Below are 25,023 nucleotides of genomic sequence, written 5' to 3' on the forward strand. Positions count from 1 at the left end.
GTGGCAGGGATCCGGTCGGTCAGCGCAGGACCCAGGTGTCCTTCGCCCCGCCCCCGCGCGAGGAGTTGACGATCATGCTGCCGGCCGGGGCGACCCGGCTCAGCGCCGCGGGCAGCACCTCCACCTGCGCGCCGTCGCCGTGCCGGGACTGCAGCACGAACGCCCGCAGGTCGACCGCCCGCGGTTCGAGCTTGCCCTCCGAGAAGGTGGGGTGGGTGGAGAGGGCGACGAGGTCCTGCGCCACCCAGCCCGCGGGATCGGCCCGGATGGCGGCTGCCACCTCGGCCAGCTCGGCGCGGTCGGCGTGCGGGCCGATGACGATGCCCTGCCCTCCGTAGCCGTCGACGGGCTTGAGGACGAGCTGGTCGAGCCGGTCGAGCACCTCGGCCCGCCGGTCGGCGTCGACGCAGGGGTAGGTGGGGACGTTGGCGAGCAGCACCGGCTCGTCGAGGTAGTAGGTGATCATCTCGGGGACGTAGGCGTAGACGAGCTTGTCGTCGGCCACGCCGTTGCCCAGCGCGTTGAGCAGCGCGACCTTGCCGCGCGCCACCGCGTTGCCGATCGCGCGGCCGATGAGCCGCTGGTCGGCACCGGGCGCGGCCATCAGCGCGTTCTCGTCGATGCGGCGGTAGAGCGCGGAGAGCCGCCTCCGCGCCCCGGTGCCCACCAGGTACACGCCCTCCTCGGTGACCTGCAGCTCGCGCGGGGTCACCAGCGGCACGCCCATCTGGTCGGCGAGCAGGCGGTGCTCGAAGTACGCCGAGTCGGCCGGGCCCTGCGACAGCAGCGCGACCTCGTCGGCGCCGGGCTCGTCGGGCTCGGTGGCCGAGAGCAGCGCGGAGCGCAGGCGTCCGGGCACCGGCTCCAGCCCGACGACGCCCGCCGGCGGCTCCAGGTCGGGCATCACGCTGCGGATCAGGCGCCGGCTGGTGATCGAGTAGCCGATGCCGGAGGGGACGCGGAGGTTGTCCTCGAGCACGAGCCAGTGGTCGGCGTGGTCGCGCACGAGGTCGATGCCGGCCACGGCGATCCGGACGGCGTCGGCGGGGCAGAGCTTGCCCAGCCGGCTCCAGCCCGGCGCGTTCTCCACGACCGCGGCCGGCACGACGCCGTCGGCGACGATGCGCCGCTCGCCGTAGACGTCGCGGACGAACGCCTCGAGGGCGCGGACGCGCTGCGCCAGCCCGGCGCTGAGCCCGGACCACTCCTCGGCGGTGACGATCCGGGGCACCAGGTCGAGCGGGAACAGCCGGTCGGGCTCCCCGTCGGCGACGCGGAAGGTGACGCCGCGGGCCCGCTGCTCGGTGCGCAGAGCGCTCTCCGCGGCGACCATCCCGCGCGGGCCCATGCGGTCGAGCGCGCGGAACAGGAAGCCGTAGTGCGGCAGGACGGTGCCGCCCTCGCTGACGGCCTCGTCGAACGCCGTCGGGTGGTAGGCGGTGAGCAGCGCCGGGCTGCGGGGCACGGTCGCGGGGGGCTCGAAGGCGGGGGTGCGGCCCTGGGTGTGGGCCAGCAGGGCGTCGACGACGTCGGTGAACTCGCCGCGCCGCCCGTAGGCCCGGCGCTGGCGGGCCGCCGCGCTGCCCCGGCCCAGCGCGGCCTGCGAGAGCTCCAGCACCTGCTCCCAGTCGCCGAGCTCCTCCAGCTGTGGGCGCAGGTGGTCGACGAGCTGGCCGACGACCAGGGGAGGCGAGACCAGGCTCGGCCCGACGAGGTCGACGAGGTCGCCCTCCAGGCCCGACCGCGCCGCGCGCCAGCTCGCCGCGCGCAGCAGCTCGTGGCGCGACGCCGGCAGCGGCAGCCCGGCGTCGAGGTCGGCGCGGGCGCGCCCGACCAGCGCCCGGAACAGCCCGGCGATGAGCACGACGTCGTCGACCTGGGGGCAGGCGTCGCACACGCGCAGCTCGACCGTGGGCAGGTGGGAACTCGGCCGGATGTCGAAGTAGACCATCCCGGGGTCGCTGATCGTCCCCGACGCGATCAGCTCGGCCACCATCGCGTCGTAGTCGGCGGCGGTCTCGACGTTCCCGGGCGGGCCGGCGGTGGGCCAGCGCGACCACACCATCGACCGGAAGCTCGCGTAGCCGGAGTCGCGCCCGCGCCAGTACGGCGAGCTGGCCGAGATCGCCAGCAGCGTCGGCAGGTAGGGGGCGACGCGGCGGACGACCTGCACGGCCACGTCGCGGTCGGGGACGTCGACGTGCACCTGCGCCCCGCAGATGTGCTGCTCGCTGACCAGCAGCTGGTACTCGTGCTGCATCCGCTCGAACCGGGCGCCCGCGGAGATCGCGTCGCCCTCGTGGGTCAGCGGCACGGTGCCCGCCGCCACCACGCCCAGCCCGAGCGGCTCGGCGGCCGACTCCAGGGAGGCGCGGAGCCGGCGCAGGTGGTGGCGCAGGTCGTCGAGGGTGGCGCAGACCGGCGAGTTGGTCTCCACGAGCGAGCGCTGCAGCTCGGGGGCGAACTCGGCACCGTCGAGGCGGGCGAGCAGGGCGTCGACCTCGGGAGCGGAGCGTCGGGACTCCAGGTCGACGACGTGGAACTCCTCCTCCGCCCCGAGCAGGGGCAGCGCGGTCATGCCCGCGACGCTAGGTGGCGGTTGTTACGGGCGTGCTGCGTGGCGGTGTCCCGCGGATGCTCGGTCACGGGCGCAGACTGCCCCACCCGGGCCGTCCTCCAACCTGAGTTGCGCCGGTCGGACGAACCGGACGGCGCACCCGGCGGTCACGCCGGGCCCAGGCGGGACCGGAGGGCGGCGACGAGGTCGGCGCGCGTCGCGGCGGCGAGCTTCTGCCGCAGCCGCGCCACGTGCTGCTCCACGGTCTTGGGGGAGATGTAGAGCCGCGCCCCGATCTCCTTGTGCGTGAGCCCGTCGACCACCAGCGCGCCGACCTCGCGCTCCCGGTCCGACAGCTCGTCGGAGCCGGCGGCCCGGCGGGGTCCGCGGGCCGGGCGCAGGCGGCGGCCGGTCTCCATCAGCGCCCGGGCCACGGCCGGGGCGCCGGCCCGCGCAGTCGCCTCGCGGCACAGCGCCGCGGCCTCCCACGGCCGCCCGGCCCGATCCAGGGCGGTGGCGACGGCGTCGACGGCGGTCGCGTCGACGTCCCCGTCGAGCACCGCGGCCCAGACGGCGGCGGCCTGGGCGCGGACCCGCAGCAGGGGCTGGTCGACGGCCAGCGCCGCCAGCGGCCCGGCCGCGGCGCGGGCGGCGGCGGCGTCGTCGGCGACGACCGCCCGCTCCAGCGCCCACCACAGCCGCGACGCCTCGGCCCACCAGGGCGACCCGGCGGCGGCGACGGCGGCGGCGATCGCGCCGGGCAGGTCGGCCGAGGGGTCGCCGACGAGCGCGGCGGCGACGGACAGCTCGCCCCAGGCGTCGATCAGGAACGGCTCGACGTCGGCTCCGGCCACCACCGGCGCGACCCGGTCCCAGGTGACGGCGAGCGCGGCCGGGTCGCTGCCGCGGCGGGCCAGCCCGACGCCGACGGCCGCGGCCAGCACGGCGTTGCGGCGCAGCACGGCGGTGCCGCCGACGTCGGCCAGGGCCTCGCGGGCGTCGGACAGGCGTCCCGAGCGCAGGTCCAGCCAGGCGGCGAGCAGGCGCTGGCGGGTGGTCGGCAGCGTGCCGGGGACCGGCTCGAGCATCGCGCGGGCGGCCCGCTCGTGCCCGCCCGCGGCGGCGACGGTGGCCGCCAGCTCGCCCCACTGCTCGGGCGCCAGCGCGTCGGGCGGGACGGTCGCGGCGGCGAGGCCCGCGAGGCGCCGCGCCGCGGGCTCGACGGCCCCGCGCAGCGCGTCGAGGGCCGCCGCGGACCCGTCGACGAGGACGGTCAGGCCGCGCGGGGCGGGGTCGGGCAGCCGGTCGCGGGCGTCCGCGAGGTCGGCGGTGCCGCCGGCGACGTCCCCGGCCAGCGCGCGGAGCAGCGCGGCGCGGGCGGTGGCCCACACCGCGGCGGCCTGCGCGCCGTCGGTGTCGAGGACGGCGGAGATGGCGCGCCAGCGGCCCGCCGCGTCGAGGAGGGCGCCGTCGGCGGCCCCGGCCGCGGCGGCGACCCCGGCGGCGCGGGCCCCGGGGTCCTCGCCCCCGGCGAGCGCGCGGTCGGCGGCGTCGATGGCGGCCAGGGCGTCCCCGCGCGCCCACGCCTGCTCGGCGCGGGCCGCGTCGCCGGCCTCGGTGACCGCGGGCGCGGTCACGGTGTGCTCCGCTTCTCGGTGTGCGGCATGGCTGCTACCCCCTGCTGTGGTGTCCGCCCATGCTGTGCCGGATCGGCGTGGCACTCCGTGTGCCCGTACACACTGCGGAGTGTCCGTCGGACCCGACACGGAGGAGGACGCCCCGGGCCGCCTGATACCGCTCAGGGCGCGCGGACCGGCCGCGGCAGCCCGGCGAGGATGCCCTCGCACGTGCGGATCACGGTGTGGCAGGCGTCGGTCGCGCCCCGGGCCAGCATCGGGTTGGCGGCGTGGCGCCGCCAGCGCTCCAGCGCGCCGAACGCGGCGTGCCGCACCTCGCCGGGCGGGGCCCCGACCGGCAGGCCCAGGCGCGCGGCGGGGGCCGCGCCGGCGTCGCCGAGCAGCTGCTCGGCCTCCCGCGCCGCCGCCTCCGGCAGGGCGACCGCGCCCGAGCGCAGCGCCCCCAGCAGGCGCAGCTCGGCGAACTCGTGCGCCCCGGCGAGCACCCGCTCGACCTCGCGGGCCAGCGAGCCGTCGCGGCGCGTGCCCGTCAGCAGCGACTCCACGGCCAGCAGTGCCGACCGCGACTTGAGCAGGTCGCGGCGGCCGGTGAACTGCGTGTGCAGCACGTTCTGCAGCTCGGTGAGCCCGCTGCGCGCGACGAGCTCGGCCGCGAGAGCGTCGGGCGTCGTCGCGCCCTGGCGGATCAGGCTGGCCGAGAGCCGGATGCCGAACAGCCCGAACCGGCGCACCAGCCGCTCGCGCTCGTCGGGCCCGTCGCCCGGGGCCGTGCCGCCGCGGCGGAAGCGGGCGACCGACAGCAGAGCCGACTCGAGGTCCTCGCGCGGCAGCGCCGCGAGCGCGGAGAGCGCGGTGTGCTCGGCGTGGCGCAGCGTCCGCCCGGTCTGCGCGAGCAGCCCCGCGACGGCGACGACGTCCTGGCACAGCCCGCGCACCGTCGGGTCCGACCGGTAGCGCGCCGCGATGCCGCGTGCGGAGAACATCGCGTCGACGCGCCCGCCGCCGATCTCGTCGGCGCGGGAGATCACCGCGACGGTGTTGACGGCCGTCGCCCGGGCGACCCCGCGATCGCGGAAGGACTCCAGGAACTCGGCGTCGGCGGCGTGCAGGTGGCGCATGAGGTAGACGACGGTGTCGGCCTCGGTGGGGGTGTCGTCGTCGGGGTCGAGGAAGGCCACGGTCCGCCGGGACGTCTGCACCGAGGTCGACGCGATCCCGGGGGTGTCGATCAGCGTCGAGGACCGCAGGCTCTCCGACGGCCAGTCGACGACGAGCCGCTCGACGTCGTCGGCCGACGCGCCCTCCATGTCGATGACGAGCGCGCCGTCCGCGCGCCGGACCGTCAGCGGGACGGGACCGCCGACCTTGGGGTGCAGCACGATCCGCGGGACGCGGCCGTCGCGGTACCAGGTGACGACCCGCGTGCACTCCCCGGCGTCGGTCGGGGCGACGTGCTCGCCGACCAGCGCGTTGAGCAGCGTCGACTTGCCCGCCTTGACCTTCCCGGCGATCGCGACGCGCAGCGGCTCGTCGAGCCGCGCGAGCTGCGCCTGCATCCGCGCGACGACGGCCGGGTCGTCGCGGTGGGTCTCGATCGCCAGCAGCAGCACGCGGCGGGTGGCGGCCAGGAGGCTCACGACGCGACCGCCTGCTTGGCGGGCCGGGGCAGCAGCGCCCGCGCGTCCGCCCGCACCGCCTCGAGCGCCGCCAGCTCCGCCGTGATCTCGGCGTGCCGCGCGGCCCGCTCGGCGTGGGACTGCTTGACCGCCCGCTCGGCCGCCTGCTGCGACTCCGCCAGCGAGCGCTTGAGCTGCTCGGCCTGCTCGGTGAAGTGGTCGCGCAGGTCGCGCTGCACCGCGCGCAGGCGGTCACGGGAGTCCTTGCCGACCTGGAACGTGACGTCGTCGACGTAGCGCTTGGCCGCCGTCTTGGCCTCGTTCTGCCGCTTGGTGACGATCCGCTTGCGCTCGTCGCCGACCGACTTGCCGGCCATCACGATGCCGGCGCCGATCCCGATCGGGTTGAAGATCGAGCCGAACACGATGCTGCCGATCATGCCGAACATCAGCATGCCCATGTAGCCGCCCTTCATGCCGGTCAGCGCCTTGGCCCCGACGCCGAACGACTCCGCGCCGGGCACCGCCATCCCGCGCACCGAGCGCAGCGCGTCCGACGGGTCGTTGCGCAGGGCGGGCAGCAGCTGGTCGCGGTCGGAGGAGAAGTGCTCGGCGACCTGGTGGGCGAGGTGGCGGGCGCGCTGGGTGGCCCAGACGAAGTTGGCCGCGGCCGCGTTCGCGACCTCCTGCTGCACCCAGCCCGCGAACTGGTCCCACACCTTCGTCGGGTCGCCGACGGCCGCGAGCTCGTCCTCGGCGAGGCGGCTGATCTCGCGCATGCGGTCGCGCAGGTCGTAGTCGATGTCGGCGTTGAGGTCGGCGACGCCGTCGTTGAGCGTCTGCTGCCAGCGCGCCGAGCGCTCCTTGAGCGCGGTCGCCCGCTCCTGCGCCGCCGTCAGCCCGGCCATCAGCGCGGCCGCGGCCTCCGGGTCCTGGGCCGTCAGCTCGGCGCGCAGGCTCCCGGCGATCTGGTCGGTCACGGCGAGGACGTCGTGGACGACCCCGCGCCGCGCGATGCGGTCGGCCTGGCCCAGCACCCGCTTGCGGACGTAGCCGACGAGCGCGGGGAACCCCGACTCCGCGTTGGCCTCGGCGTCGTTGGTGACGACGGCGTGCCAGCGCAGCGTCGACGACACCTCGAACAGCTCGGCGCTGATCCCCGCCGCCGCCAGGTGCCCGCGGTCGAGCTCGGCGATGCGCGCCGACTCCGGGTAGAGGTCGGTCTTGGTGAGCACGCAGGCGACCGTCGGGCAGACCGACGCGGCGTGGCGCAGGAACTCCATCTCCGACGCCGTGTACTCCTGGGAGGCGTCGGAGACGAGCAGCACGGCGTCGGCCGACGGCAGGGCCGACATCGTCGCCGCGCCGTGCACCGACTGGAGCCCGCCGACGCCGGGGGTGTCGACGAGCTCCAGCCCGCCCGCGAGCACCGGCCGGGGCACGCCGACCTCGACGTGGCTCCAGCCCTCGCGGTTGCCCGGGTTGCCCTGCTCGCAGACGTGCGCGGCCAGGTCGGCGGCCGGGACGTCGACGCGCACGGGCTCGGTGCCCGGCCCGCCGCGGCGCACCAGCGTGACGGTGACGGCCTCGGCGTGCCGCACGACCGTCGGCACCGCGGTGGCGATGTCGTCGAACGTCGGGCAGACCGGGGCCCCGACCAGGCCGTTGACCAGCATCGACTTGCCCTGCTTGAACTCGCCGACGACCAGCACCCGCACCCGCCCGTCGAGCACGCGGGTGCGCGAGACGCGCAGCCGCTCGTCGAGGTCGGGGCGCTCGTAGCGGGCGATCGCCGCGAGGGCGCGGTCGACGGCCTGCGCGGGGTCGGTCCCTGCTGTCCCGCTCATGGCGTCACCTAGACGATCGCGGCGTCGACGTCGGCCTCGAGCTCGGGCTCGACGTCGGCCTCGACCTCGGACTCGGGCTCCGGTTCGGGTTCCGGCTCGACCTCCGCCACGACCGGTTCCTCCACCACCGGCTCCGGCTCGCCCTGCTCCGGCTCGACCTGCGTGGTGGCCTCCGGCTCCTCGGCGGGCCCGACGACGTCCTCGATCCCGATGCCGACCGGCGGGTTCACGGGCTCGGGGGTGCCGTCCTCGGCGACGGCGTCGTCGTCCTCGACCGTGGTGTCGTTGTCCTCGATGTCGATCGTGTCGTTGTCGTTGATGATCGTGTCGTTGTCCTGGATCGCCGTGACGTCGTTGACGACCGACGAGCTGTCGTTGAACGAGTCGTCGATGATCGTGACGTCGTCGTCGGAGTTGAACGAGTCGTTGAAGATGACGTCGCGGTCGTCGATCTGGATGATCTGCGGGCCGACCTCGGTCACCTCGTAGTGCGTGGTCGTGTGGTGGATCTCGCGGACGGGGTCGTCGTGCTGGGAGCGCTGGCTCCCGCCGCCACCCCCGCCACCGCCACCGCCGCCGCCCCCCGCCCCCGCCGCCTCCGCCACTGCCTCCGCCGCCGTCCCCGTCGGGGCGGAGCACGCCGGAGTCCGACATCTGGAGCTGCGCGTCGCGCACGTCCTGGCCGGTCAGGCCCTGGAGGCCGGCCTCCTCGATGGTGCGGTGCGGGTTCAGCTCGAACTGCTGCAGCTTGCCCTCGTCGCCCATCAGGTCGAGGAGGAATTCGATCACTTGGGACATGGCGAGCACGGCGGTCCACCTCCGGGTCGGCCACCGGCCCCGTCCGCGACGCGCGCGGGCGGGGCCGGTGGGGAGTGCGTCAGCTGATGAAGTTGGTCAGGTCCAGGTCGGCGTCGGCGTCGGCGTCCTGGTCGGAGTCGTTGTCCTGGTCCGAGTCCTGGTCGTTGTCCTGGTCCGAGTCGAGGACCTGGGTGGCGTCGGCGTCCACGTCGACGTCGGAGTCGGCGTCGCCGCCGCGCCCGCCGGAGGCGTCGGCGTTGCCGCCGAAGCCGCCGTCGCCGCCCGTGCCGGTGCCGTTGGCGTCGCCGGTGTCACCGAAGTTGATGTTGACGCCGTCGGCGTTGTTGCCGCCGCCCTGGGCGATGCCGCCCGAGCTGCCGCCGATCCCGAGGCCGGAACCGCCGCTGGCGTCGCCGCCGACGGCCAGGCCGCCGTCGCCGCCGTTGCCGCCCTCGGTGCTGGTGGCCGTGGTGACGTCCTGGTCCTGGTCGCCGACCTGCGTCGTCTCCTGGTCGGAGACCTGAGCGCTCTCGTTCTGCTGGTCGGAGTCCTGGAGGAGGTTCTGGTCGAGGTCGAGGTCCTCGTTGAGGTTGGCGATGAAGCTCTCGACGTTGAACGAGCCGGTCATGGTGTTCTCCTGCGTGTCGGGTCGGCGCCGGGTCGCGCCCACCGGCGCTGCTTGCCGGTTGCCGAGAACCATGGGCTCCGGGGGCACCCCCGCGGATCCGGGCGACCCCCGGTCCGCCGCGGCCGCCGTACCGGGATCCCGGGCCGGTACCGGCGGGCGGTAGGGGATCCGCCCGGTACTTCCGGCCCGCGGGCATCCGCCGCGGTGATGCTGACGTCCTGCTCCTCACGGCGCCCCGTACCCCGACGGGCCCCGGCGAGCGGTCACGGAGGAGAAGCGATGTACCAGCTGGGTGTGGACCTGGGCACGACGTGGTCGGCGGCCGCCGTCTGCCGCGACGGCGCCCGCACGGCCGAGCCCGTGCCGCTCGGCGAGCACGGGCACGCCGTCGCCTCCGCGGTGTTCGCGGGCGCCGACGGCTCGTTCCTGCTCGGTGAGGCCGCCGAGCGCCGCGCGCTGTCGGACCCCGACCGCGTCGTGCGCGAGTTCAAGCGCCGCATCGGCGACCCGACGCCCGTCCTCGTCGGCCGCGAGCCCGTGCCGGCGGAGGTGCTGGCGGCGCGGTTCGTCGCTGCGCTGGTCCGGCAGGTGTCGCAGCGCGAGGGCGGCCCGCCGTCGCGGATCGCGGTGACGCACCCGGCCGGCTGGGGTCCGCACAAGACCGCCGCGCTGCGGGCCGCGCTGGCCGCGCAGGGCGTCGGGCCGCTGGTGCTGCTCTCCGAGCCGCAGGCCGCCGCCGTCGGGTACGCGAGCGCCGAGCGCGTCGAGGCCGGGTCGGTCGTCGCCGTCTACGACCTGGGCGGCGGCACCTTCGACGCCGCCGTGGTGCGCAAGGACCCGCGGGGCGGGTTCGCGCTGCTCGGGACGCCGGAGGGGATCGAGCGGCTCGGCGGCGTCGACTTCGACGAGGCCGTGTTCGCCCACGTCCGCGACGCGATCGGACCCGCCTGGGCGGAGCTGGACGGCACCGACCCCGCGGTCCTGGAGGCCGTCGCGCGGCTGCGGCGGGAGTGCACCGCGGCGAAGGAGGCGCTGTCGGTCGACACCGTCGTGCAGGTGCCGGTGATGCTGCCCGGGCTGCACACGCGGGTGCGGCTGGGGCGCGCCGAGTTCGAGGACATGGTCCGGCCGGCGATCGCCGAGACGGTCGACGCGCTGGCGCGGGCGCTGGCGTCCGCGGGGGTCGCGCCCGCCGACGTCGCGACGCTGCTGCTGGTCGGGGGCTCGTCGCGGATGCCGCTGGTGACCGAGCTCGTGTCCGCCGGCATCGGGCGTCCCGCATCGGCCGACGTCGACCCGAAGGGCGTCATCGCGGCCGGGGCGGCGCTCGTCGCGCGGGGGGCGTCGGCGCCCGCGGCGGAGGCGCTGGCCGCGCACGGCGCCGGGGCGATGTCCACCGACGACGGCTCGGCCGCCCGGGTGGCGGCGCTGCGGGCCGCGGCGTCGCGGGAGGGGTCGGTGCGGGACGCGGCGGCGCGGGACGCGACCGTGCGCGCCGTGCCGGTGCGGGGGGCGGCGGTCGGGAGTGCGGCCGCGGGCGGTGCTGCGGTGGGCGGTGCTGCCGCGGGCGGTGCTGCGGTGGGTGGCGCGGCCGTCGGGGGTCCGGGCCGCGGGGCCGCCGGGCCCGGGCCGGCGGGGGAGCCGCCGGTCACCCGGGCCCTGCGGCCGCCCCGGCCGGCGCGCCCGTTCGCGGAGGTCGAGGCGGCCGCGACGCGGCGCGCGATCCCGCGGCGCGTCCTCGCCGCGGCGGCGGCGAGCGTGCTGGCCGCCGGCGTGCTGGGCGGGGCGATCCTGTTCGCGAACCGCGCGGGACCGGACGCCTCCGCCGCGACGCCGGACCCGACGACGCTGAGCCGGGTCGAGCCCGCCGCCCCGACCACCACGACCGCCGCGCCGGAACCGGTCGAGCCCGAGCCCGAGCCCGAGCCGCCGGCCCCGGAGCCCGAGCCCGAGCCGGCCCCACGCACCGCCCCCCGGACCGCGGCGCCGCCCGCCCCGACCACGGCCCCGCCCACGATCGACCCGACCACAGCACCGCCCACGACGACCGACCCCACCACCGCCCCGCCGGACACCGGGGCGGCCGAGGGCTCGACGTCGGCGGCCCCGGCGGCCGTCGAGGGTGCGGTCGTGCCCGTCGTCCCGGACGCGCCCGCGGTCGATCCCGCGGACCTCGCCCCCGCCGCCGATCCGACCGGAGCGGCGTGACCCTGGCCCCGCGCCGTCGGCGGTGGAAGACTCCGGCACCGGTCGGCGCGGAGGTCGCATGCTCGAACCCGAGGAGTTCCTGGCCGGTCTGGACGACGCGGGGCGCACCGCGCTGTCCGCGCGGGGCCGGCACCGGCGCTGGCCCGCGGGCGCCACGCTGTTCCTGGAGGGCGACCGGTCGAGCACCGTGGTGGTCGTCGTCAGCGGCCGCGTGAAGGTCTTCTCGATCACCGAGCAGGGCGAGGAGGTGCTGCTCGCGGTGCGCGGGCCCGGCGCCCTGCTGGGCGAGCTGTCGGCGATCGACGGCACCGAGCGCGGCGCGTCGGTGGCCGCGCTGGAGCCGGTGGTGGCGCTCGTCGTGCCGGTGCCGGACTTCGTCGCCTTCCTCTCCAGCGAGCCGGGCGCGGCGATGGCGCTGCTGCGGCTGGTCACCTCCCGCCTGCGCGACGCCGACCGCAAGCGCGTCGAGTTCGGCGCCTTCGACATCGCCGCGCGCGTCGCCGGGCGCCTCGTCGAGCTCGCCGACCGGTTCGGCGAGCCCGTGCCCGACGGCGTCCGCATCCCGGTGCCGCTCTCGCAGGACGAGCTCGCCGGGTGGGTCGGGGCGTCGCGGGAGGCCGTGGCGAAGGCGCTGCGGGTGCTGCGCGACCGCGGCCTGCTCACCACCGGACGCCGGACGATGACCGTGCTCGACCTCGACGGCCTGCGCCGGAGGGCCCGTGGCTGACACCCGGGGCGTGCCCGCGCGCGTCGTGGTCTGGGCGTTCCACCTCGCGCTGCCGCTGGCCGGGCTGTGGCTGCTGCTCGCCGTGCCCGCCGCCGACGTGCGCCTGGAGCACCACCCGACGCACTTCTGGCTGATCGCGCTCGCCGCCGCGCTCAACGTCGGCCTGTCGGTGCTGGTCGCGCGCGCCGCCCGCCGCCACGACGACGCCCGCCTGCTGCTGGTCGGGCTCGGGTTCCTGGCCGCCGCGCTGTTCCTCGGGCTGCACGCGCTGGCCACGCCCGGGGTGCTGCTCGGGAGCCGCAACGGCGGGTTCGCGCTCGCCACGCCGGTCGGGCTGGCGCTGGCGGCGCTGTGCACCGCCGCGTCGGTCGTCGACCTGCCGTCGGCGACGGTCCTGCGCCTGGCCCCGTGGCTGCGCCGCGGGCTGCTCGCGATCGCCGCCCTGTGGGGCGTGGTGTCGCTCGCCGGGCTGCCGCCGCTGGCCGACCCGGCGCTGGCGGAGCGGCTCTCCGGCCCGCTCGTCGTCGTCGCGGGGATCTCGGTGGTGCTCTACGGCGTCGTCACCGTCCGCTACTACCAGCTCTACCGCCGCCGCCGCTCGGTGATGCTGCTGTCGATCCTCACGGCCAACGTGCTGCTGGCCGAGGCCATGGTCGCCGTGGTGCTGGGGCCGAGCTGGCACCTGACGTGGTGGCTGTGGCACGTGCTGATGGCGCTGGCGTTCGGCTACATCGGCTACAGCGCGTACGCGGGGTACCAGGCCGAGGGCGCCACCACCGGGCTGTTCGACGGGGTGCGCACCGAGGAGACGGTGCAGGCCGTGCGCGCGGAGTACGGGGCCGCGCTGGAGGCGCTGGTGTCGGCGGTGCGCCGGCAGGAGGCGGGGGAGATCTCCGCCGACGAGATGGGGCTGATCACCGCGGGGATGGCGTCGCGGTTCGGGCTGACCGAGGGCCAGACCGCGGTGCTCGGGCGGGCCGCGTCGGCGCTGCGGGGGGAGCGCGAGCAGATCGGGCGCCTGGGCGTGCTGGTGGCGATCGGGCACGAGTCGCGCGTCCGGCTCGCCGAGGACGACCTCCTGCGCCGCGCCGTCACCCGCGTCGCCGACGGCTTCGACGGCCACGCCGTCCGCATCGGCCTGCTCGAGGACGGCGACCTGCGCTGGCCCGGCGCCCTGAGCACCGACCCCACGTGGACCGCGCCCGTCGCGCTGCCCGAGGGGCTCGACCCCGTCGAGACCGGCGACGACGTGCTCGCCTGCCCGCTGACCGTCAAGGACCTCCCCGCCGGCGTGCTCCTCGTCCGGCGCCCCGGCGGGTTCGGCGACCGCGACCGCTCCCTGCTCGCGTCCCTGGCCAGCCAGCTCTCGATGGGCATGGAGAACGCACGGCTCTACCACCAGCTCGACGGGCTGTTCCGCGCGTACATGTCGCCCGACGTCGCCACGGCGCTGCTCGCCGACCCCGCGCAGGCCGCGCTCGGCGGCGCGGTCGTCGACGTCACGGCGGTGTTCGCCGACCTCCGCGGCTTCACGACGTTCTCCGAGCGGTCGAGCCCGGAGGAGATCGTCGTGCTGCTCAACCGCTACTTCGAGGTGGCGACGGCGGCCGTGCTGGCCGAGGGCGGCACGGTCGTGCAGTTCGTCGGCGACGCGATGATGGCGCTGTTCGGCGCGCCCGCCCGCCAGCCCGACCACGCCGTGCGGGCCGTCCGCGCCGCGCTCGCCCTGCAGGAGGGCATCGCCGCGATCGCCGACGACGACGGCCCCACGTTCCGCGTCGGGGTCAACACCGGGCCCGCGCTCGTCGGCAACATCGGCAGCACCGCGCTGCGCAACTTCAACGCGATGGGCGACGCCGTGAACGTCGCCGCGCGGCTGGAGTCGGTCGCCGAGCCGGGGCAGGTCGTGATCGGGGAGGCCACGCGGGCGCTGCTGCCCGCGGACACGGACGTCGAGGCGCTGGGGGAGCTCGCGGTCAAGGGCCGCCGCGGGCCCGTCACGGCGTTCCGCCTGAAGGCCCTGCCCGCCTAGGTATCGCAGGCTCCCCGCTCCGCTCTGTGTCTGCGTACCGGTTCGCACCGGTCGTCGTGCCTGCTGCGGCGGGCGCCGGGGCGGGACCGTGTGCGGGCACCGTCCGACGCACCCGAGGGGACCCCCGATGACCAGGTACGCACCACTGCTGACGCTCGGGGCGGTCGCCGCGCTCGGCGGCGCGCTGCTGGCCGTCGACGTGCTCAGCGATCCGGGGCAGGCGCCGCCGCCCGCCCCCGCGGCCGCCGCGGCACCGGCCGCCGCACCCGCCGCCGAGCCCGTCGCCGTCGTGCCCGACCCGCCCGCCGTCGCCGAGTCCGTGTGGGCCGGGCGGTCGTCGGGGAACGAGGTGACGGTCGCGATCGCCGTCAAGGACGGCCGGGCCGTCGCCTACGTGTGCGACGGCGAGCAGGTCGAGGCCTGGCTGGAGGGCACCCTCACCGGCTCCGCGCTGGCGCTGGAGGGCGCCGACGGCGCGGTGCTCACCGGCACCGTCGACGCGACCGCGGCGCTGGGCTCGGTGACCGCCGGGGGCGGGACGTGGCCGTTCGCGGCGAAGGTCGTGCAGGCGCCGGACGGTCTCTACGACGGCCGCGCCAACGTCGACGGCGTCGCCACCCGCATCGGCTGGATCTCCGTCGACGGCACGGTGACCGGCGGTGCGCGGGCCGCGGGCGAGGTCGTCGACGCTCCGGCGCTCGACCCGTCCGCGCCGGACGCGGTCGTGCTGGACGGCGCGCCCGTCACCGTCACCGTGGTGGACGGCGCGTCCGAGGGGGTCGTGCGATGAGCTCGCCGTACACCGACCCCGGGACGCAGCCGGGCCCGGCGGTGCCCCCTCCCGCGCCGGCTCCCGCACCGGCCCCGCGGGCCGGCTGGCTCGTCGCCGCCGGGATCGGGGCGCTCGTCGCCGTCGGTCTCGGCGTCTACGGGCGGATCCACGAGCCGACGTTCTTCGCGGTCAACCTCGGCGGCTTCTCCAGCGGCACGGCGGCGAAGGCGTGGCTGGCGACCGCCGCCTTCGCGCTGGCCCTGGTGCAGCTGCTCTCGGCCCTGCTGATGTACGGGCGCTTCCCGCGGGTCACCGCCCCGTCCTGGACCGGCACGGTGCACCGCTGGTCGGGCCGCCTCGCCGTGCTGCTGACGGTGCCGGTCGCGGTCCACTGCCTCTACGCGCTCGGCTTCCAGTCCGGCGAGCCGCGGGTGCTCGTGCACTCGCTGTTCGGCTGCTTCTTCTACGGCGTGTTCGTGGCCAAGATGCTGCTGCTGCAGCGGTCCGGCACGCCGAAGTGGGCCCTGCCGGTGTTCGGCGGGGCCGTGTTCACCGCGCTCGTCGCCCTCTGGCTGACGTCCTCGGTCTGGTTCTTCACCACCTCCGGCCTGAGCTTCTAGGAGTCGACGATGAGCACCCCGCTTCCCCTGCCGATCGCCGCCGTGGGCCGTCGCGCCCTCCTGTGCGGGGCGGCCTGCGCCGCGCTCGCCGGGTGCGCCGGCTACGGCCCCGGGCGGGCCGCGGCCGCCGCCCCGGCCCCCACCGGGGCCGCGCTCGCGGCCGTCGCGGACGTCCCCGTCGGCGGCGGCATCATCCTGGCGGCGCAGGACGTCGTCCTGACCCAGCCCGAGGCCGGCACCATCCGCGCCTTCTCCGCCACCTGCACCCACCAGGGCTGCGTGGTCGCCGACGTCACCGACGGCACGATCCACTGCACCTGCCACGGCAGCAGCTTCGCCCTCGACGGCACGGTGACCGGCGGCCCGGCCCCCTCCCCGCTGCCGGAGAAGGCGGTCGCGGTGGTGGACGGGACGATCACGCTGGCCTGACCCGGCCCACCCGCCTACCGCAGCCCGTCCCGCTGCGCGGCGACGAACTCGGGCTCCACCGGGTCGCCGTGCCCCGGCACCACCACCCGCGGCCCCAGGGCGAGCAGGGCGTCGAGGGTGGCGGGCCACTCCGCCACCACCGAGTCCGGCCCGACCGACGGCGGGGCGCCCTGCTCGACGAGGTCGCCCGCGAACACCACGTCGTCGACGTGCACCACCAGGTCGTGGTCGGTGTGGCCGCGGCCGGGGTGCAGGAGCGCGACCGTCCGCCCGCCGAGGTCGAGCACCGCGGGGGCGGCGCGGTCGGGCAGCGGGTGGTCGGGCAGCGGGTGGTCGGGCAGCGGGTGGTCGGGCAGCGGGGGATCGGTGCCGGCGAGCGCGGCGGCGGTCGCCGCGTCGCCGCGCTCGCGGTAGTACGCCGACCACTCCGCCCGCTGCGCCGCGGCCGTCGCGAGGACCGCCTCCCGGCAGGCGGGGTGGGCGTGCACCGGGCACGGCAGGAACGCGGCGGTGCCGAAGCAGTGGTCGAAGTGCGCGTGGGTGATCGCGACGACCAGCGGCAGCACCGTCACCGCCCGCACCGCCGCCGCCCACTCCGCGCCCTGCCGGACGTCGCCGCGCGTGTCGACGACCAGGGCCCGCTCGGCGCCGACCACCAGCCCCACCGTGAGGTCGAGCTCGGCGTAGCGCCGGGCCAGCACCCCGTCGCCGACCTCGATCCACCGCCCGCTCACGCGAGGAACCCGTCGACGCGCCGCGGGGCGGTACCGCTCGCGTCGAGCTCCGCGGCCAGGTCGACGTCGGCGCCGAACCCGTCGGCCTCCAGCTCCAGCCCGGAGGCCAGCCGCCCCAGCACCCCGCGCAGGCCGCGGGCGCGCGCCGCGAGGAACAGGTCGACGGCGGCGTCGGCCTCGGGGGAGCGGTCGTCGAGCGCCGCCGCGATCGCCCCGGCGCCCAGCGCGTCCTCGACGGCGACGCGCATCGCGCCGTCCGGCCACCGCTCGCCCGCGGGCACGAGGCCGACCGGCCCGTCGACCTCCCGCAGCGCCGCGGCCACGGCGGAGGCGTTGCGCAGGCACCCCGCGAACAGCGCGACGCCCGGCCCGACGGCCGCGCACAGCGTCGCGCCGTTGGGCGAGGCGAGCGCCAGCCGGGTGCCGGGCGCCAGCCCGACCAGCGACGACGGCCGCAGCGACGGGCCGGGCCCGCGCCGGTCGGCCGCGGGCTCGGCCCCCGCCGCCCGCGCGGCCGCCTCGTCGACCGCCCCCGCGCTCGACCCCCGCTGCGGCAGCACCGACGCCCCGCGCCCGACGGCGACGTCGACGGCCGTGCAGAACGACAGCACGTCGACCACGACGACGGCCGCGCACTCCGCCGCGAGCAGCGCGGCACCCTCGACGCCCCACTCCAGACGGACGCGGTGGGCCTGCTGGCGGTGCTCGGGGCGGACGCTCACCCGGCGACGGTAGCCACCGGCTCGGCGAACTGGGTGCGATGCAGCTCGGCGTAGCGACCCCCGCGGGCCAGCAGCTCGACGTGCGTGCCCCGCTCCACCACCCGCCCGGCCTCCAGGACGAGGATCTGGTCGGCCGCGCGGATCGTCGACAGGCGGTGCGCGATGACCAGCGCGGTGCGGCCCTCCAGCGCCTCGGCCAGCGCCTCCTGCACCGCGGCCTCGGAGGTGGAGTCGAGGTGGGCGGTGGCCTCGTCGAGCACCACCACCCGGGGCGAGACCAGCAGCAGGCGCGCGATCGTGAGCCGCTGGCGCTCCCCGCCCGACAGCCGGTAGCCGCGCTCGCCGACCACCGTGTCGAGACCGTCGGGCAGCGAGGCGATGAGGTCGGCCAGCCGTGCCCGGCGCAGCGCCGACCAGATCTCGTCCTCGCTCGCGCCGGGACGGGCCAGCAGCAGGTTCGACCGGATCGACTCGTGGAACAGGTGCCCGTCCTGCGTGACCAGTCCGATCGCGGCGCGCAGCGCGTCGAACGAGAGGTCGCGCACGTCGACCCCGCCGACCCGCACCGCGCCCGAGTCGACGTCGTAGAGCCGGGGGAGCAGCTGCGCGATCGTCGACTTGCCGGCCCCCGACGAGCCCACCAGCGCGATCATCTGCCCGGCCGGCGCGTGGAACGACACCTCGTGCAGCACCTCCTCGCCGCCGCGCGCGTCGAGCTGGGCCACCTCCTCCAGCGACGCCAGCGACACCTTGTCGGCCGAGGGGTAGCCGAAGCGCACCGCGTCGAACTCCACCGACAGCGGCCCGTCGGGCAGCGGCGCTGGATCGGCGGGCTCGGCGATGAGCGGCGGCAGGTCGAGGATCTCGAAGACCCGCTCGAAGCTGACCAGCGCCGTCATGACGTCGAGCCGGGCCCCGGCCAGTGCCGTGAGCGGGGCGTACAGGCCGGTGATCAGCAGCGACAGCGCGACGACGTCGCCGGTGGCCATGCCGCCGGTGAGTGCCAGGTAGCCGCCGAGGCCGTAGACCAGCGCGAGAGCGAGCGCCGAGACCAGCGTCAGCGCCGTGACGAAGACCCACTGGACCATCGCCGTGCGGACGCCGATGTCGCGCACCCGCGCCGCCCGCGCCACGAACTCCGCCGTCTCCTCCGACGGCCGCCCGAACAGCTTGACGAGCGTGGCCCCGGGCGCGGAGAACCGCTCCGTCATCTGCGTGCCCATCCGTGCGTCGTGCTCGGCGGCCTCGCGCTGCAGCGCCGCGAGGCGCCGCCCCACCCGCCGCGCGGGGATCACGAACACCGGCAGCAGCACCAGCGCGAGCAGCGTGACCTGCCACGACAGCGTCAGCATCACCCCGAGCGTGAGCGCGAGCGTGACGACGTTGCCCGCGACCCCGGACAGCGTGTCGCTGAACGCCCGCTGCGCGCCGATGACGTCGTTGTTGAGCCGGCTGACCAGCGCACCGGTGCGGGTGCGCGTGAAGAACGCGACGGGCTGGCGCTGGACGTGGTCGAACACCGCGGCCCGCAGGTCGAGGATCAGCCCCTCGCCCAGCGTGGACGACAGCCACCGCTGCACCACCCCGAGCCCGGCGACGGCCACCGCGATGACCGCGATCAGCCCAGCGAGCCCGACGACCGCACTCGCCGGACCCCCGCCGACGATCGCGTCGACGACCCGCCCGGCCAGCACCGGCGTGGCCACCCCCAGCGCGGCGCCCACGACGCTGAGCACGAGGAACAGCGCGAGCCGGCGCCGGTGCGGCCGCGCGAACCCCGCGATCCGCCGCAGCGTGGCCCGCGAGAACGCGCGGCGCTCGTCGTGCGCGTGCGCGGCCTGGTACATCGAGGTCCAGGCCACCATCTCCATGCTCATCGTGCCGCTCCCCGTCCGTCGTCGCGCCAGTGTGGCGGGAACCACCGACAGTTCCGGCGCCGACGCTAGGAGTTGAACCGCGGTGCAGGTCAATCCCATCCGTCGCGGGTGGCCGATCTCTGAGAACCTGTCGCCGTGACGACGACGGACGGGACCAACCGCGGGCGCGGCACCGCGATCGGTGACGGGGTGAGCTGGGCGGCCCGGTGGAGCCTGCGGCTGCTGCTCGTCGCGGCGGGCTCGGTGCTGCTGTGGCTGCTGATCGGGGCGCTGTGGTCGGTGGTGCTGCCGACGCTGCTCGCCGTGATCCTGGCGACGGTGCTGTGGCCGCCCACGGCCTTCCTGCGCCGGCACAGGTTCCCGCCCGCGGTCGCCGCCGGCACGGTCCTGCTGGGCGGGATCATCGTGCTCGCCGGGCTGGTCACGCTGATCGGCACGTCGGTCTCGGGCAGCATCGGCCAGATCGCCGCCAGCGCCACCAGCGGCATCCAGGCCATCCAGCAGTGGCTGTCGGGGCCCCCGCTCAACCTCGCCCAGAGCCAGCTCGACGAGTACGTCCGGCAGGCCACGGCGCAGCTGCAGCAGAGCGTGTCGACGATCGCCACGAGCGTCGTGACCGGTGCCGGCAGCGTCGCGTCCGGCGTCGTCACGGCCCTGCTGACGCTGGTGCTCGCGTTCCTGTTCGTCAAGGACGGGCCGCGCTTCCTGCCCTGGGTCCGGACCGTCGCGGGCGACGGCGCGGGGGGCCACATCGCCGAGGTGCTGCGCCGGATCTGGAAGACGGTCGGCGACTTCATCCGCACGCAGGCGATCGTCGCCTTCGCCGACGCGGTCCTCATCGGTGCCGGGCTGCTGGTCCTCGGCGTCCCGCTCGCTCTGCCGCTGGCCGTGCTCACCTTCCTCGGTGGGTTCGTCCCGATCGTCGGGGCGATCGTCGCGGGTGTGCTGGGCGTGCTGGTCGCGCTGGTCAGCAACGGCTTCACGACCGCGCTGATCGTTCTGGCGATCATCGTCGCGGTGCAGCAGATCGAGGGCAACGTCCTGCAGCCGATCCTGCAGTCGCGCAGCCTCGGCCTGCACTCGGCCGTGGTCCTGCTCGCGGTCACCGGCGGCAGCACGCTCTACGGCATCGCCGGTGCGTTCCTCGCGGTCCCGGCGGCGGCGGCCGGGGCGGTCGTCATCCGGTACATGGGGGAGCGGATCGACGAGCGCGCGGGCGTCGCCGGCACGGAGGCCGCCTCGATGCCCGACCCGGGCCCGGCCACCTACACCGACGGCCCGACGCCGCCGGAGGACGAGCGGGCGGCCGCTGCGAGGGACGGCGAGGTCGAGCCGGAACCGGTCGTCGAGAAGCGGGAATGATCACCGCTAGGCTGCCCGGCGTCGCCACCCGAGGGGGTGGCCCCTCGAGAAGGCGGCCCTCATGAGCCCTGTGGACGAGATCCTGGCGCAGATCCCGATGGGCCTGCTGGCCGATCGGCTCGGCGTCGACGAGACGACGGCCGAGCAGGCCACGCGCCAGGCGCTGCCCGCACTGCTCGGCGGGATCCAGGCCAACACCGACGACCCCGGCGGCGCGTCGTCGTTCGCGAGCGCGGTGCAGCAGCACGACTCCGGGCTGGTCGACGGCGGCGTCGACCTCGGGCAGGTCGACACCGTGCAGGGCGACAAGATCGTCGGGCACGTGTTCGGCGCCAACCGCGGTCAGGTCGTGCAGCAGCTGGGCAGCACGGGGCCGCTCGGCGGGCAGGTGGGCCAGGAGCTGATCGCGAAGCTGCTGCCGATCCTCGCGCCGATCGTCATGTCGTGGATCGCGTCGAAGCTCACGGGCGGCGCGGCGGCGGCCCCGGCCCCCACCCCCGCGCCCGCCCCGCAGGCCCCCGCGGGCGGCGGCGGCATCGGTGACGTGCTGGGCGGCATCCTCGGCGGTGTGCTCGCCGGCGGCGGTTCCGGCAGCGCCCCGAACATCGGCGACCTGCTCGGCGGGCTGCTGGGCGGCGGCCGCAAGTAGCCCGCCGCCTTTGCTCTGAGCACCGATACGCACCACCGAAGGCGGTGCGTATCGGTGTCCAGAGCAAAGGGAGCTACACCACCACCCTCATCGGCCGCCCCCGGTCGTCGACCTCCGCGCCCAGCACCTCCGCCGCCCCGTCCGCGTACCGCCGCGCCGACCACGCCGCAGCCAGCGCGTCGAGCACGTCGTCCAGCCGCGCCCCGGCGGGCAGGTCGGCCAGGGCGGCGGGCGCGTCGAGCCAGCGGTGCAGCGCCGCCACGCGCTGCCCCGCGCCGCGCGCCGACTTCTTCGGCGCGAACGCCACATCGGGCGCGATCCGGCGCAGCGCGAGCTCCGGGTGCACCTCGACGACGTGCGCGGGCCGGTCGGGCAGCGCGTCCCAGTCGAGGATCTTCGGGCCGATGTGGAAGCTCTGCAGGCTGATCGCGCGGCCGGTCAGCTCCCGGGCGACCACGCAGGCCGCGGCGTGGGTCGGCGCCTGCAGCACCGCGCGCGGCGGCGCCGGGAACACCGACGACCGCGCCCGGCCCAGCGCCCGCGCCGTCGCGACGTCGCACGCGCGGGGCTCCGGCCCGGCGGTCAGCCCCAGCGGGATGTCGACGCCCACCGCCGCGCATCCGGCGGTCGCGACGAGCACCGCGGCGGCGTCCGCGCACACCGCCCAGCCGACGCGCCCGTCCTCGACCCGGGCCACGACCCAGCCGCCGGGAACCCCGTCCACCCCGGCCACCGCGCTCATGGGGCACGATTGTGCCCGTGCGCGTCTACCTGGGTTCCGACCACGCCGGCTTCGAGCTCAAGGCGAAGCTGGTGGAGCACCTGACCACCCTGGGCCTGGAGCCGATCGACGTCGGCCCGGCCACCTACGACCCCGACGACGACTACCCGCCCTACTGCGTCGAGACGGCGCTGCGCACGGTCGAGGACGGCGAGAGCCTCGGCGTCGTCATCGGCGGCTCCGGCAACGGCGAGCAGATCGCGGCCAACAAGGTCCCCGGCTGCCGCGCCGCGCTGGCCTACAACGACGAGACCGCGAAGCTCGCCCGCGAGCACAACGACGCGCAGGTCGTCGCGATCGGGGCGCGGATGCACATCCTCGAGGAGGCGCTGGCGATCGTCGAGACGTTCCTGACCACGCCGTTCTCCGAGAACCCGCGCCACGCGCGGCGCATCGAGATGCTCGCCGAGTACGAGAGATCGGGCGAGGCCCCCGCCCTGCCGCATGCCTGAGGGACACACGCTCCACCGCCTCGCCCGCACCCACCGGCGCCGCTTCGTGGGGAAGCCGGTGGAGGTCTCCAGCCCGCAGGGCCGGTTCGCGACCAGCGCCGAGATCGTCGACGGGCGGATGCTGGAGCGCACCGAGGCCCACGGCAAGCACCTGTTCCACCACTACGGCCCCGACCTCGTCGTGCACGTCCACCTCGGGCTCTACGGCACGTTCAGCGACGTGCGGACGCCCGTCGACCCGCCGCGCGGGCTCGTGCGGATGCGCATGGTCGGGCCGACGCACTACGCCGACCTGCGCGGCCCCACGGCCTGCGAGCTGATCACCGACGCCGAGGTCGACGCGATCCACGACCGCCTGGGCGCCGACCCGCTGCGCCCCGACGCCGACCCCGACCGCGCCTGGGCCCGCATCTCCCGCTCCCGCGCGCCGCTGGCCACGCTGCTCATGGACCAGACGGTCATCGCCGGCGTCGGCAACGTCTACCGGGCCGAGGCGCTGTTCCGGCTCGGCCTCGACCCCCAGCTGCCGGGGAAGGCGCTCGACCGTCCCACCTGGGACGCGCTGTGGGCCGACCTCGTCGAGATGCTCCGCGACGGCGTGAAGCGCGGCAAGATCGAGACGCTGCGGCCCGAGGACGACCCCCGCATGCTCGACGCCCCCGACCGCGGCGCGCTGTGCGCCCGCAAGGTCTACGCCTACCGCCGCACCGGGCGGCCCTGCCTGGTCTGCGGCACGCCGATCGCCCACGAGCGCCACCTCGCCCGCAACCTGTTCTGGTGCCCGACCTGCCAGCCCGCGGCCTGAGCCCCCGGCCCCGGTGAGGTGGGTCCGCGTCGTCCGGGCACGGACGACGCGGACCCGGCCGGTGGCGGGAGGGGGGCCGCCACCGGCGCCGTGGCGCGGGAAGCCCGCGCCACAGCGGGAGAGTCGGTGCCGATGATCGTTCCGTTACGCACGCGCAGTGACGGAGGCGCGAATGACAGGGGTGTCATTTACCATCGGGGGCATGGACGCACTGACGAGCACGACGGTCTGGTGGGCCTGCACCGACTGCGGGATCGACGTGGAGCTGGCCGGGGTCGACGGCGGGGTCGCCGTGCCCTGCCCCGACTGCACGGGAGACATGACCGAGCAGTGGCGCTGGGACGCCGCGGCCTGACCTGGCCGCTACACCGCTACTGCGGGTGAGGGACCGCCGGCGAGCTCGGCCAGCCGGCGGATGGAGCAGGGGTGGCGCTCGCGGTGCGCGCTGTGGCCGCGGCACCACCCGTCGGGATCAGCGGAGTGCTCGACGAGCAGCTGCGCGACGAGGTCCGGCGACGCCGCGAGCTCGTCGGCGCACTCCGTGAACAGGTCCTTCGGCATACCGACTCCCCGAGTTGCACCCGACTCCAGTCCACCTCGTCCGCGCGGGACGGGGCTTCCGGTTCGGGTCGCGCGCCGGGTTCCACCGATGTGCGCAGCGCCGCGCACCGGCGACCACCCGGGCGGCGGCAGGGCCGCTCCCCGGACGGGTCAGCAGTGCTCCGTCAGGACGCGGACGGGGCGGGCGCCGGCCACGGCTGCCCGGGGGCGAGGTGGGTCGGCAGGCCGAACTCGGGGAACAGCTTCGCGTCGATGAAGCTGTGCTGCGCGGCGATCCGGTCGCCCCGGAACTCCAGCAGCTGGATGCCCCACGGGGCGTGGCCGCCCTGCCCGTCGGGGCGGTAGGAGCCGAAGCCGTGCAGGCCGTTGCCCGTGACGGGGAGCAACCGGGAGCCGCGGCAGCCGCTGCCCGGACCGACGAACCACTCCGCCAGCTGGTCGCGCCCCTGCAGCCACAGCTCGTAGGGCGGCATGGACAGGACGGCGTCCTCGTGGAGCAGCGAGACCAGCGCCGGGATGTCGTAGCTCTCGAACGCCGTGAGGTAGCGGGTGAGCAGCACCTGCTGGTCGGCGGTGACGGGCTCGGTCTGCGCGACGTCGCGCGCGGCCAGCGTGGCGCGGGCCCGCTGCAGCGCGCTGTTGACCGACGCCACGGACGTCTCCAGCAGCTCCGCCACCTCGCTGGCCTGCCAGGCGAGGACCTCGCGCAGGATGAGCACCGACCGCTGGCGGGCGGGCAGGTGCTGCAGCGCCGCGACGAACGCGAGCTTGATGCTCTCCCGCGCCGCCGTGAGCTCGGCGGGGTCGGCCGTGGTGGGCAGCACGCGCTCGTCGGGCACCGGCCCCACCCACTCGTACTCCGAGCGGGTGCTCCGCGTGAACTCCTCCACCAGCGACGACGGCCCCAGGTCGACCGGCCGCGCCCGCCGCTTGCTGCTGCGCAGCATGTCGAGGCAGACGTTCGTGGCGATGCGGTAGAGCCACGACCGCACCGCCGAGCGCCCCTCGAAGCCGTCGGCCTTGCGCCACGCCCGCACGAGCGTCTCCTGGACGGCGTCGTCGGCCTCGAAGGAGGAGCCCAGCATCCGGTAGCAGTAGCCGGTGAGCTCGCGCCGGTACTGCTCCATCTCCTCGGGACGGACGTCGCCGCGATCCGTGGTGGTCGTCACGCGGGCGACCCTACAACCGGGCTCCGACAGTACGGCCGTC

Annotated in this window: 23 protein-coding genes; 11 read left to right on the top strand and 12 right to left on the bottom strand. The window is 76.3% G+C overall.

The annotated features are described in order from the left end of the window. Positions 1-19: 19 nt before the first annotated feature. From HOP40_RS15720 to HOP40_RS36425, 6 genes are all read right to left on the bottom strand, one after another. Positions 20-2,578, bottom strand: a complete 2,559-nt coding sequence (locus HOP40_RS15720) for a carboxylate--amine ligase/circularly permuted type 2 ATP-grasp protein (RefSeq protein WP_172159273.1) — start codon at positions 2,576-2,578, stop codon at positions 20-22. 146 nt (positions 2,579-2,724) lie between these two features. Beyond that, positions 2,725-4,194, bottom strand: coding sequence for a helix-turn-helix transcriptional regulator (locus HOP40_RS15725; RefSeq protein ID WP_172159275.1), 1,470 nt, complete (start codon positions 4,192-4,194; stop codon positions 2,725-2,727). 161 nt (positions 4,195-4,355) lie between these two features. Beyond that, positions 4,356-5,831 (bottom strand): dynamin family protein, encoded by a 1,476-nt coding sequence (locus HOP40_RS15730; RefSeq protein WP_240157701.1) that lies wholly within the window; start codon positions 5,829-5,831, stop codon positions 4,356-4,358. Beyond that, a complete protein-coding gene (locus HOP40_RS15735; protein WP_172159277.1) occupies positions 5,828-7,657 on the bottom strand; it encodes a dynamin family protein in 1,830 nt (609 codons plus the stop codon). Before HOP40_RS15735 ends, HOP40_RS15730 begins: the two co-directional genes overlap by 4 nt. 8 nt (positions 7,658-7,665) lie before the next feature. Continuing rightward, the gene (locus HOP40_RS15740) at positions 7,666-8,262 is read right to left on the bottom strand and encodes a hypothetical protein (RefSeq protein WP_172159279.1); all 597 of its coding nucleotides are present in this window, start codon (positions 8,260-8,262) and stop codon (positions 7,666-7,668) included. Positions 8,263-8,534: 272 nt separating this feature from the next. Continuing rightward, positions 8,535-9,083 (bottom strand): hypothetical protein, encoded by a 549-nt coding sequence (locus HOP40_RS36425; RefSeq protein ID WP_172159281.1) that lies wholly within the window; start codon positions 9,081-9,083, stop codon positions 8,535-8,537. 279 nt (positions 9,084-9,362) lie between these two features. Here HOP40_RS36425 and HOP40_RS15750 point away from each other — a divergent pair, with 279 nt between their 5' ends. From HOP40_RS15750 to HOP40_RS15775, 6 genes are all read left to right on the top strand, one after another. Further along, positions 9,363-11,291 (top strand): Hsp70 family protein, encoded by a 1,929-nt coding sequence (locus HOP40_RS15750; protein ID WP_172159283.1) that lies wholly within the window; start codon positions 9,363-9,365, stop codon positions 11,289-11,291. A gap of 58 nt (positions 11,292-11,349) precedes the next feature. Beyond that, entirely contained in the window at positions 11,350-12,018 is a 669-nt protein-coding gene (locus tag HOP40_RS15755; protein ID WP_172159286.1) for a Crp/Fnr family transcriptional regulator, read from the top strand. Continuing rightward, complete coding sequence (locus tag HOP40_RS35470) at positions 12,011-14,050, top strand: adenylate/guanylate cyclase domain-containing protein (RefSeq protein ID WP_205347202.1); 2,040 nt, start codon at positions 12,011-12,013, stop codon at positions 14,048-14,050. Before HOP40_RS15755 ends, HOP40_RS35470 begins: the two co-directional genes overlap by 8 nt. 127 nt (positions 14,051-14,177) lie before the next feature. Then, positions 14,178-14,840, top strand: a complete 663-nt coding sequence (locus tag HOP40_RS15765) for a hypothetical protein (RefSeq protein WP_172153784.1) — start codon at positions 14,178-14,180, stop codon at positions 14,838-14,840. Further along, the gene (locus HOP40_RS15770; RefSeq protein ID WP_172159288.1) at positions 14,837-15,442 is read left to right on the top strand and encodes a DUF6529 family protein; all 606 of its coding nucleotides are present in this window, start codon (positions 14,837-14,839) and stop codon (positions 15,440-15,442) included. Before HOP40_RS15765 ends, HOP40_RS15770 begins: the two co-directional genes overlap by 4 nt. A gap of 9 nt (positions 15,443-15,451) precedes the next feature. Then, positions 15,452-15,871: a QcrA and Rieske domain-containing protein gene (locus HOP40_RS15775; RefSeq protein WP_172159290.1), complete on the top strand. Its 420-nt coding sequence runs from the start codon at positions 15,452-15,454 to the stop codon at positions 15,869-15,871. A 14-nt stretch (positions 15,872-15,885) separates the two neighbouring features. On the opposite strand, the gene HOP40_RS15780 is transcribed toward HOP40_RS15775, so the two are convergent. Genes HOP40_RS15780 through HOP40_RS15790 form a run of 3 tightly spaced genes read right to left on the bottom strand, consistent with a single transcriptional unit; the run spans position 15,886 to position 19,174 of the window. Next, complete coding sequence (locus HOP40_RS15780; RefSeq protein WP_172159292.1) at positions 15,886-16,605, bottom strand: MBL fold metallo-hydrolase; 720 nt, start codon at positions 16,603-16,605, stop codon at positions 15,886-15,888. Then, positions 16,602-17,327 carry a 2-phosphosulfolactate phosphatase gene (locus tag HOP40_RS15785; protein ID WP_172159294.1) on the bottom strand — a complete coding sequence of 242 codons (726 nt, stop codon included), beginning with the start codon at positions 17,325-17,327 and terminating at the stop codon, positions 16,602-16,604. The genes HOP40_RS15780 and HOP40_RS15785 overlap by 4 nt, the downstream gene beginning before the upstream one ends. Beyond that, entirely contained in the window at positions 17,324-19,174 is a 1,851-nt protein-coding gene (locus HOP40_RS15790) for an ABC transporter ATP-binding protein (protein WP_240157791.1), read from the bottom strand. The genes HOP40_RS15785 and HOP40_RS15790 overlap by 4 nt, the downstream gene beginning before the upstream one ends. A 165-nt stretch (positions 19,175-19,339) precedes the next feature. Between HOP40_RS15790 and HOP40_RS15795 the strand changes: the two genes are divergently transcribed. Both HOP40_RS15795 and HOP40_RS15800 read left to right on the top strand, forming a co-directional pair. After that, on the top strand, positions 19,340-20,566 hold the full coding sequence (locus tag HOP40_RS15795) for an AI-2E family transporter (RefSeq protein WP_172159298.1): 1,227 nt from the start codon (positions 19,340-19,342) through the stop codon (positions 20,564-20,566). 61 nt (positions 20,567-20,627) lie between these two features. Beyond that, positions 20,628-21,215 carry a DUF937 domain-containing protein gene (locus HOP40_RS15800; protein ID WP_172159300.1) on the top strand — a complete coding sequence of 196 codons (588 nt, stop codon included), beginning with the start codon at positions 20,628-20,630 and terminating at the stop codon, positions 21,213-21,215. 73 nt (positions 21,216-21,288) lie between these two features. On the opposite strand, the gene HOP40_RS15805 is transcribed toward HOP40_RS15800, so the two are convergent. Continuing rightward, on the bottom strand, positions 21,289-21,957 hold the full coding sequence (locus HOP40_RS15805; RefSeq protein ID WP_172159302.1) for a DUF429 domain-containing protein: 669 nt from the start codon (positions 21,955-21,957) through the stop codon (positions 21,289-21,291). Between the two features lie 17 nt (positions 21,958-21,974). Between HOP40_RS15805 and HOP40_RS15810 the strand changes: the two genes are divergently transcribed. The 3 genes from HOP40_RS15810 to HOP40_RS15820 all read left to right on the top strand — a co-directional run bounded on the left by HOP40_RS15810 (position 21,975) and on the right by HOP40_RS15820 (position 23,608). Next, entirely contained in the window at positions 21,975-22,448 is a 474-nt protein-coding gene (locus tag HOP40_RS15810) for a ribose-5-phosphate isomerase (RefSeq protein ID WP_172159304.1), read from the top strand. Continuing rightward, the gene (locus HOP40_RS15815) at positions 22,441-23,253 is read left to right on the top strand and encodes an Fpg/Nei family DNA glycosylase (protein WP_172159306.1); all 813 of its coding nucleotides are present in this window, start codon (positions 22,441-22,443) and stop codon (positions 23,251-23,253) included. The genes HOP40_RS15810 and HOP40_RS15815 overlap by 8 nt, the downstream gene beginning before the upstream one ends. Before the next feature lie 202 nt (positions 23,254-23,455). Further along, the gene (locus HOP40_RS15820) at positions 23,456-23,608 is read left to right on the top strand and encodes a hypothetical protein (protein WP_172159308.1); all 153 of its coding nucleotides are present in this window, start codon (positions 23,456-23,458) and stop codon (positions 23,606-23,608) included. An 8-nt stretch (positions 23,609-23,616) separates the two neighbouring features. On the opposite strand, the gene HOP40_RS15825 is transcribed toward HOP40_RS15820, so the two are convergent. Continuing rightward, the gene (locus HOP40_RS15825; protein WP_172159310.1) at positions 23,617-23,814 is read right to left on the bottom strand and encodes a hypothetical protein; all 198 of its coding nucleotides are present in this window, start codon (positions 23,812-23,814) and stop codon (positions 23,617-23,619) included. A 164-nt stretch (positions 23,815-23,978) separates the two neighbouring features. Beyond that, a complete protein-coding gene (locus tag HOP40_RS15830; protein ID WP_240157702.1) occupies positions 23,979-24,983 on the bottom strand; it encodes a sigma-70 family RNA polymerase sigma factor in 1,005 nt (334 codons plus the stop codon). Between the last annotated feature and the right edge of the window lie 40 nt (positions 24,984-25,023).

It is taken from the genome of Pseudonocardia broussonetiae (genome assembly GCF_013155125.1).
GTDB lineage: Bacteria > Actinomycetota > Actinomycetes > Mycobacteriales > Pseudonocardiaceae > Pseudonocardia > Pseudonocardia broussonetiae.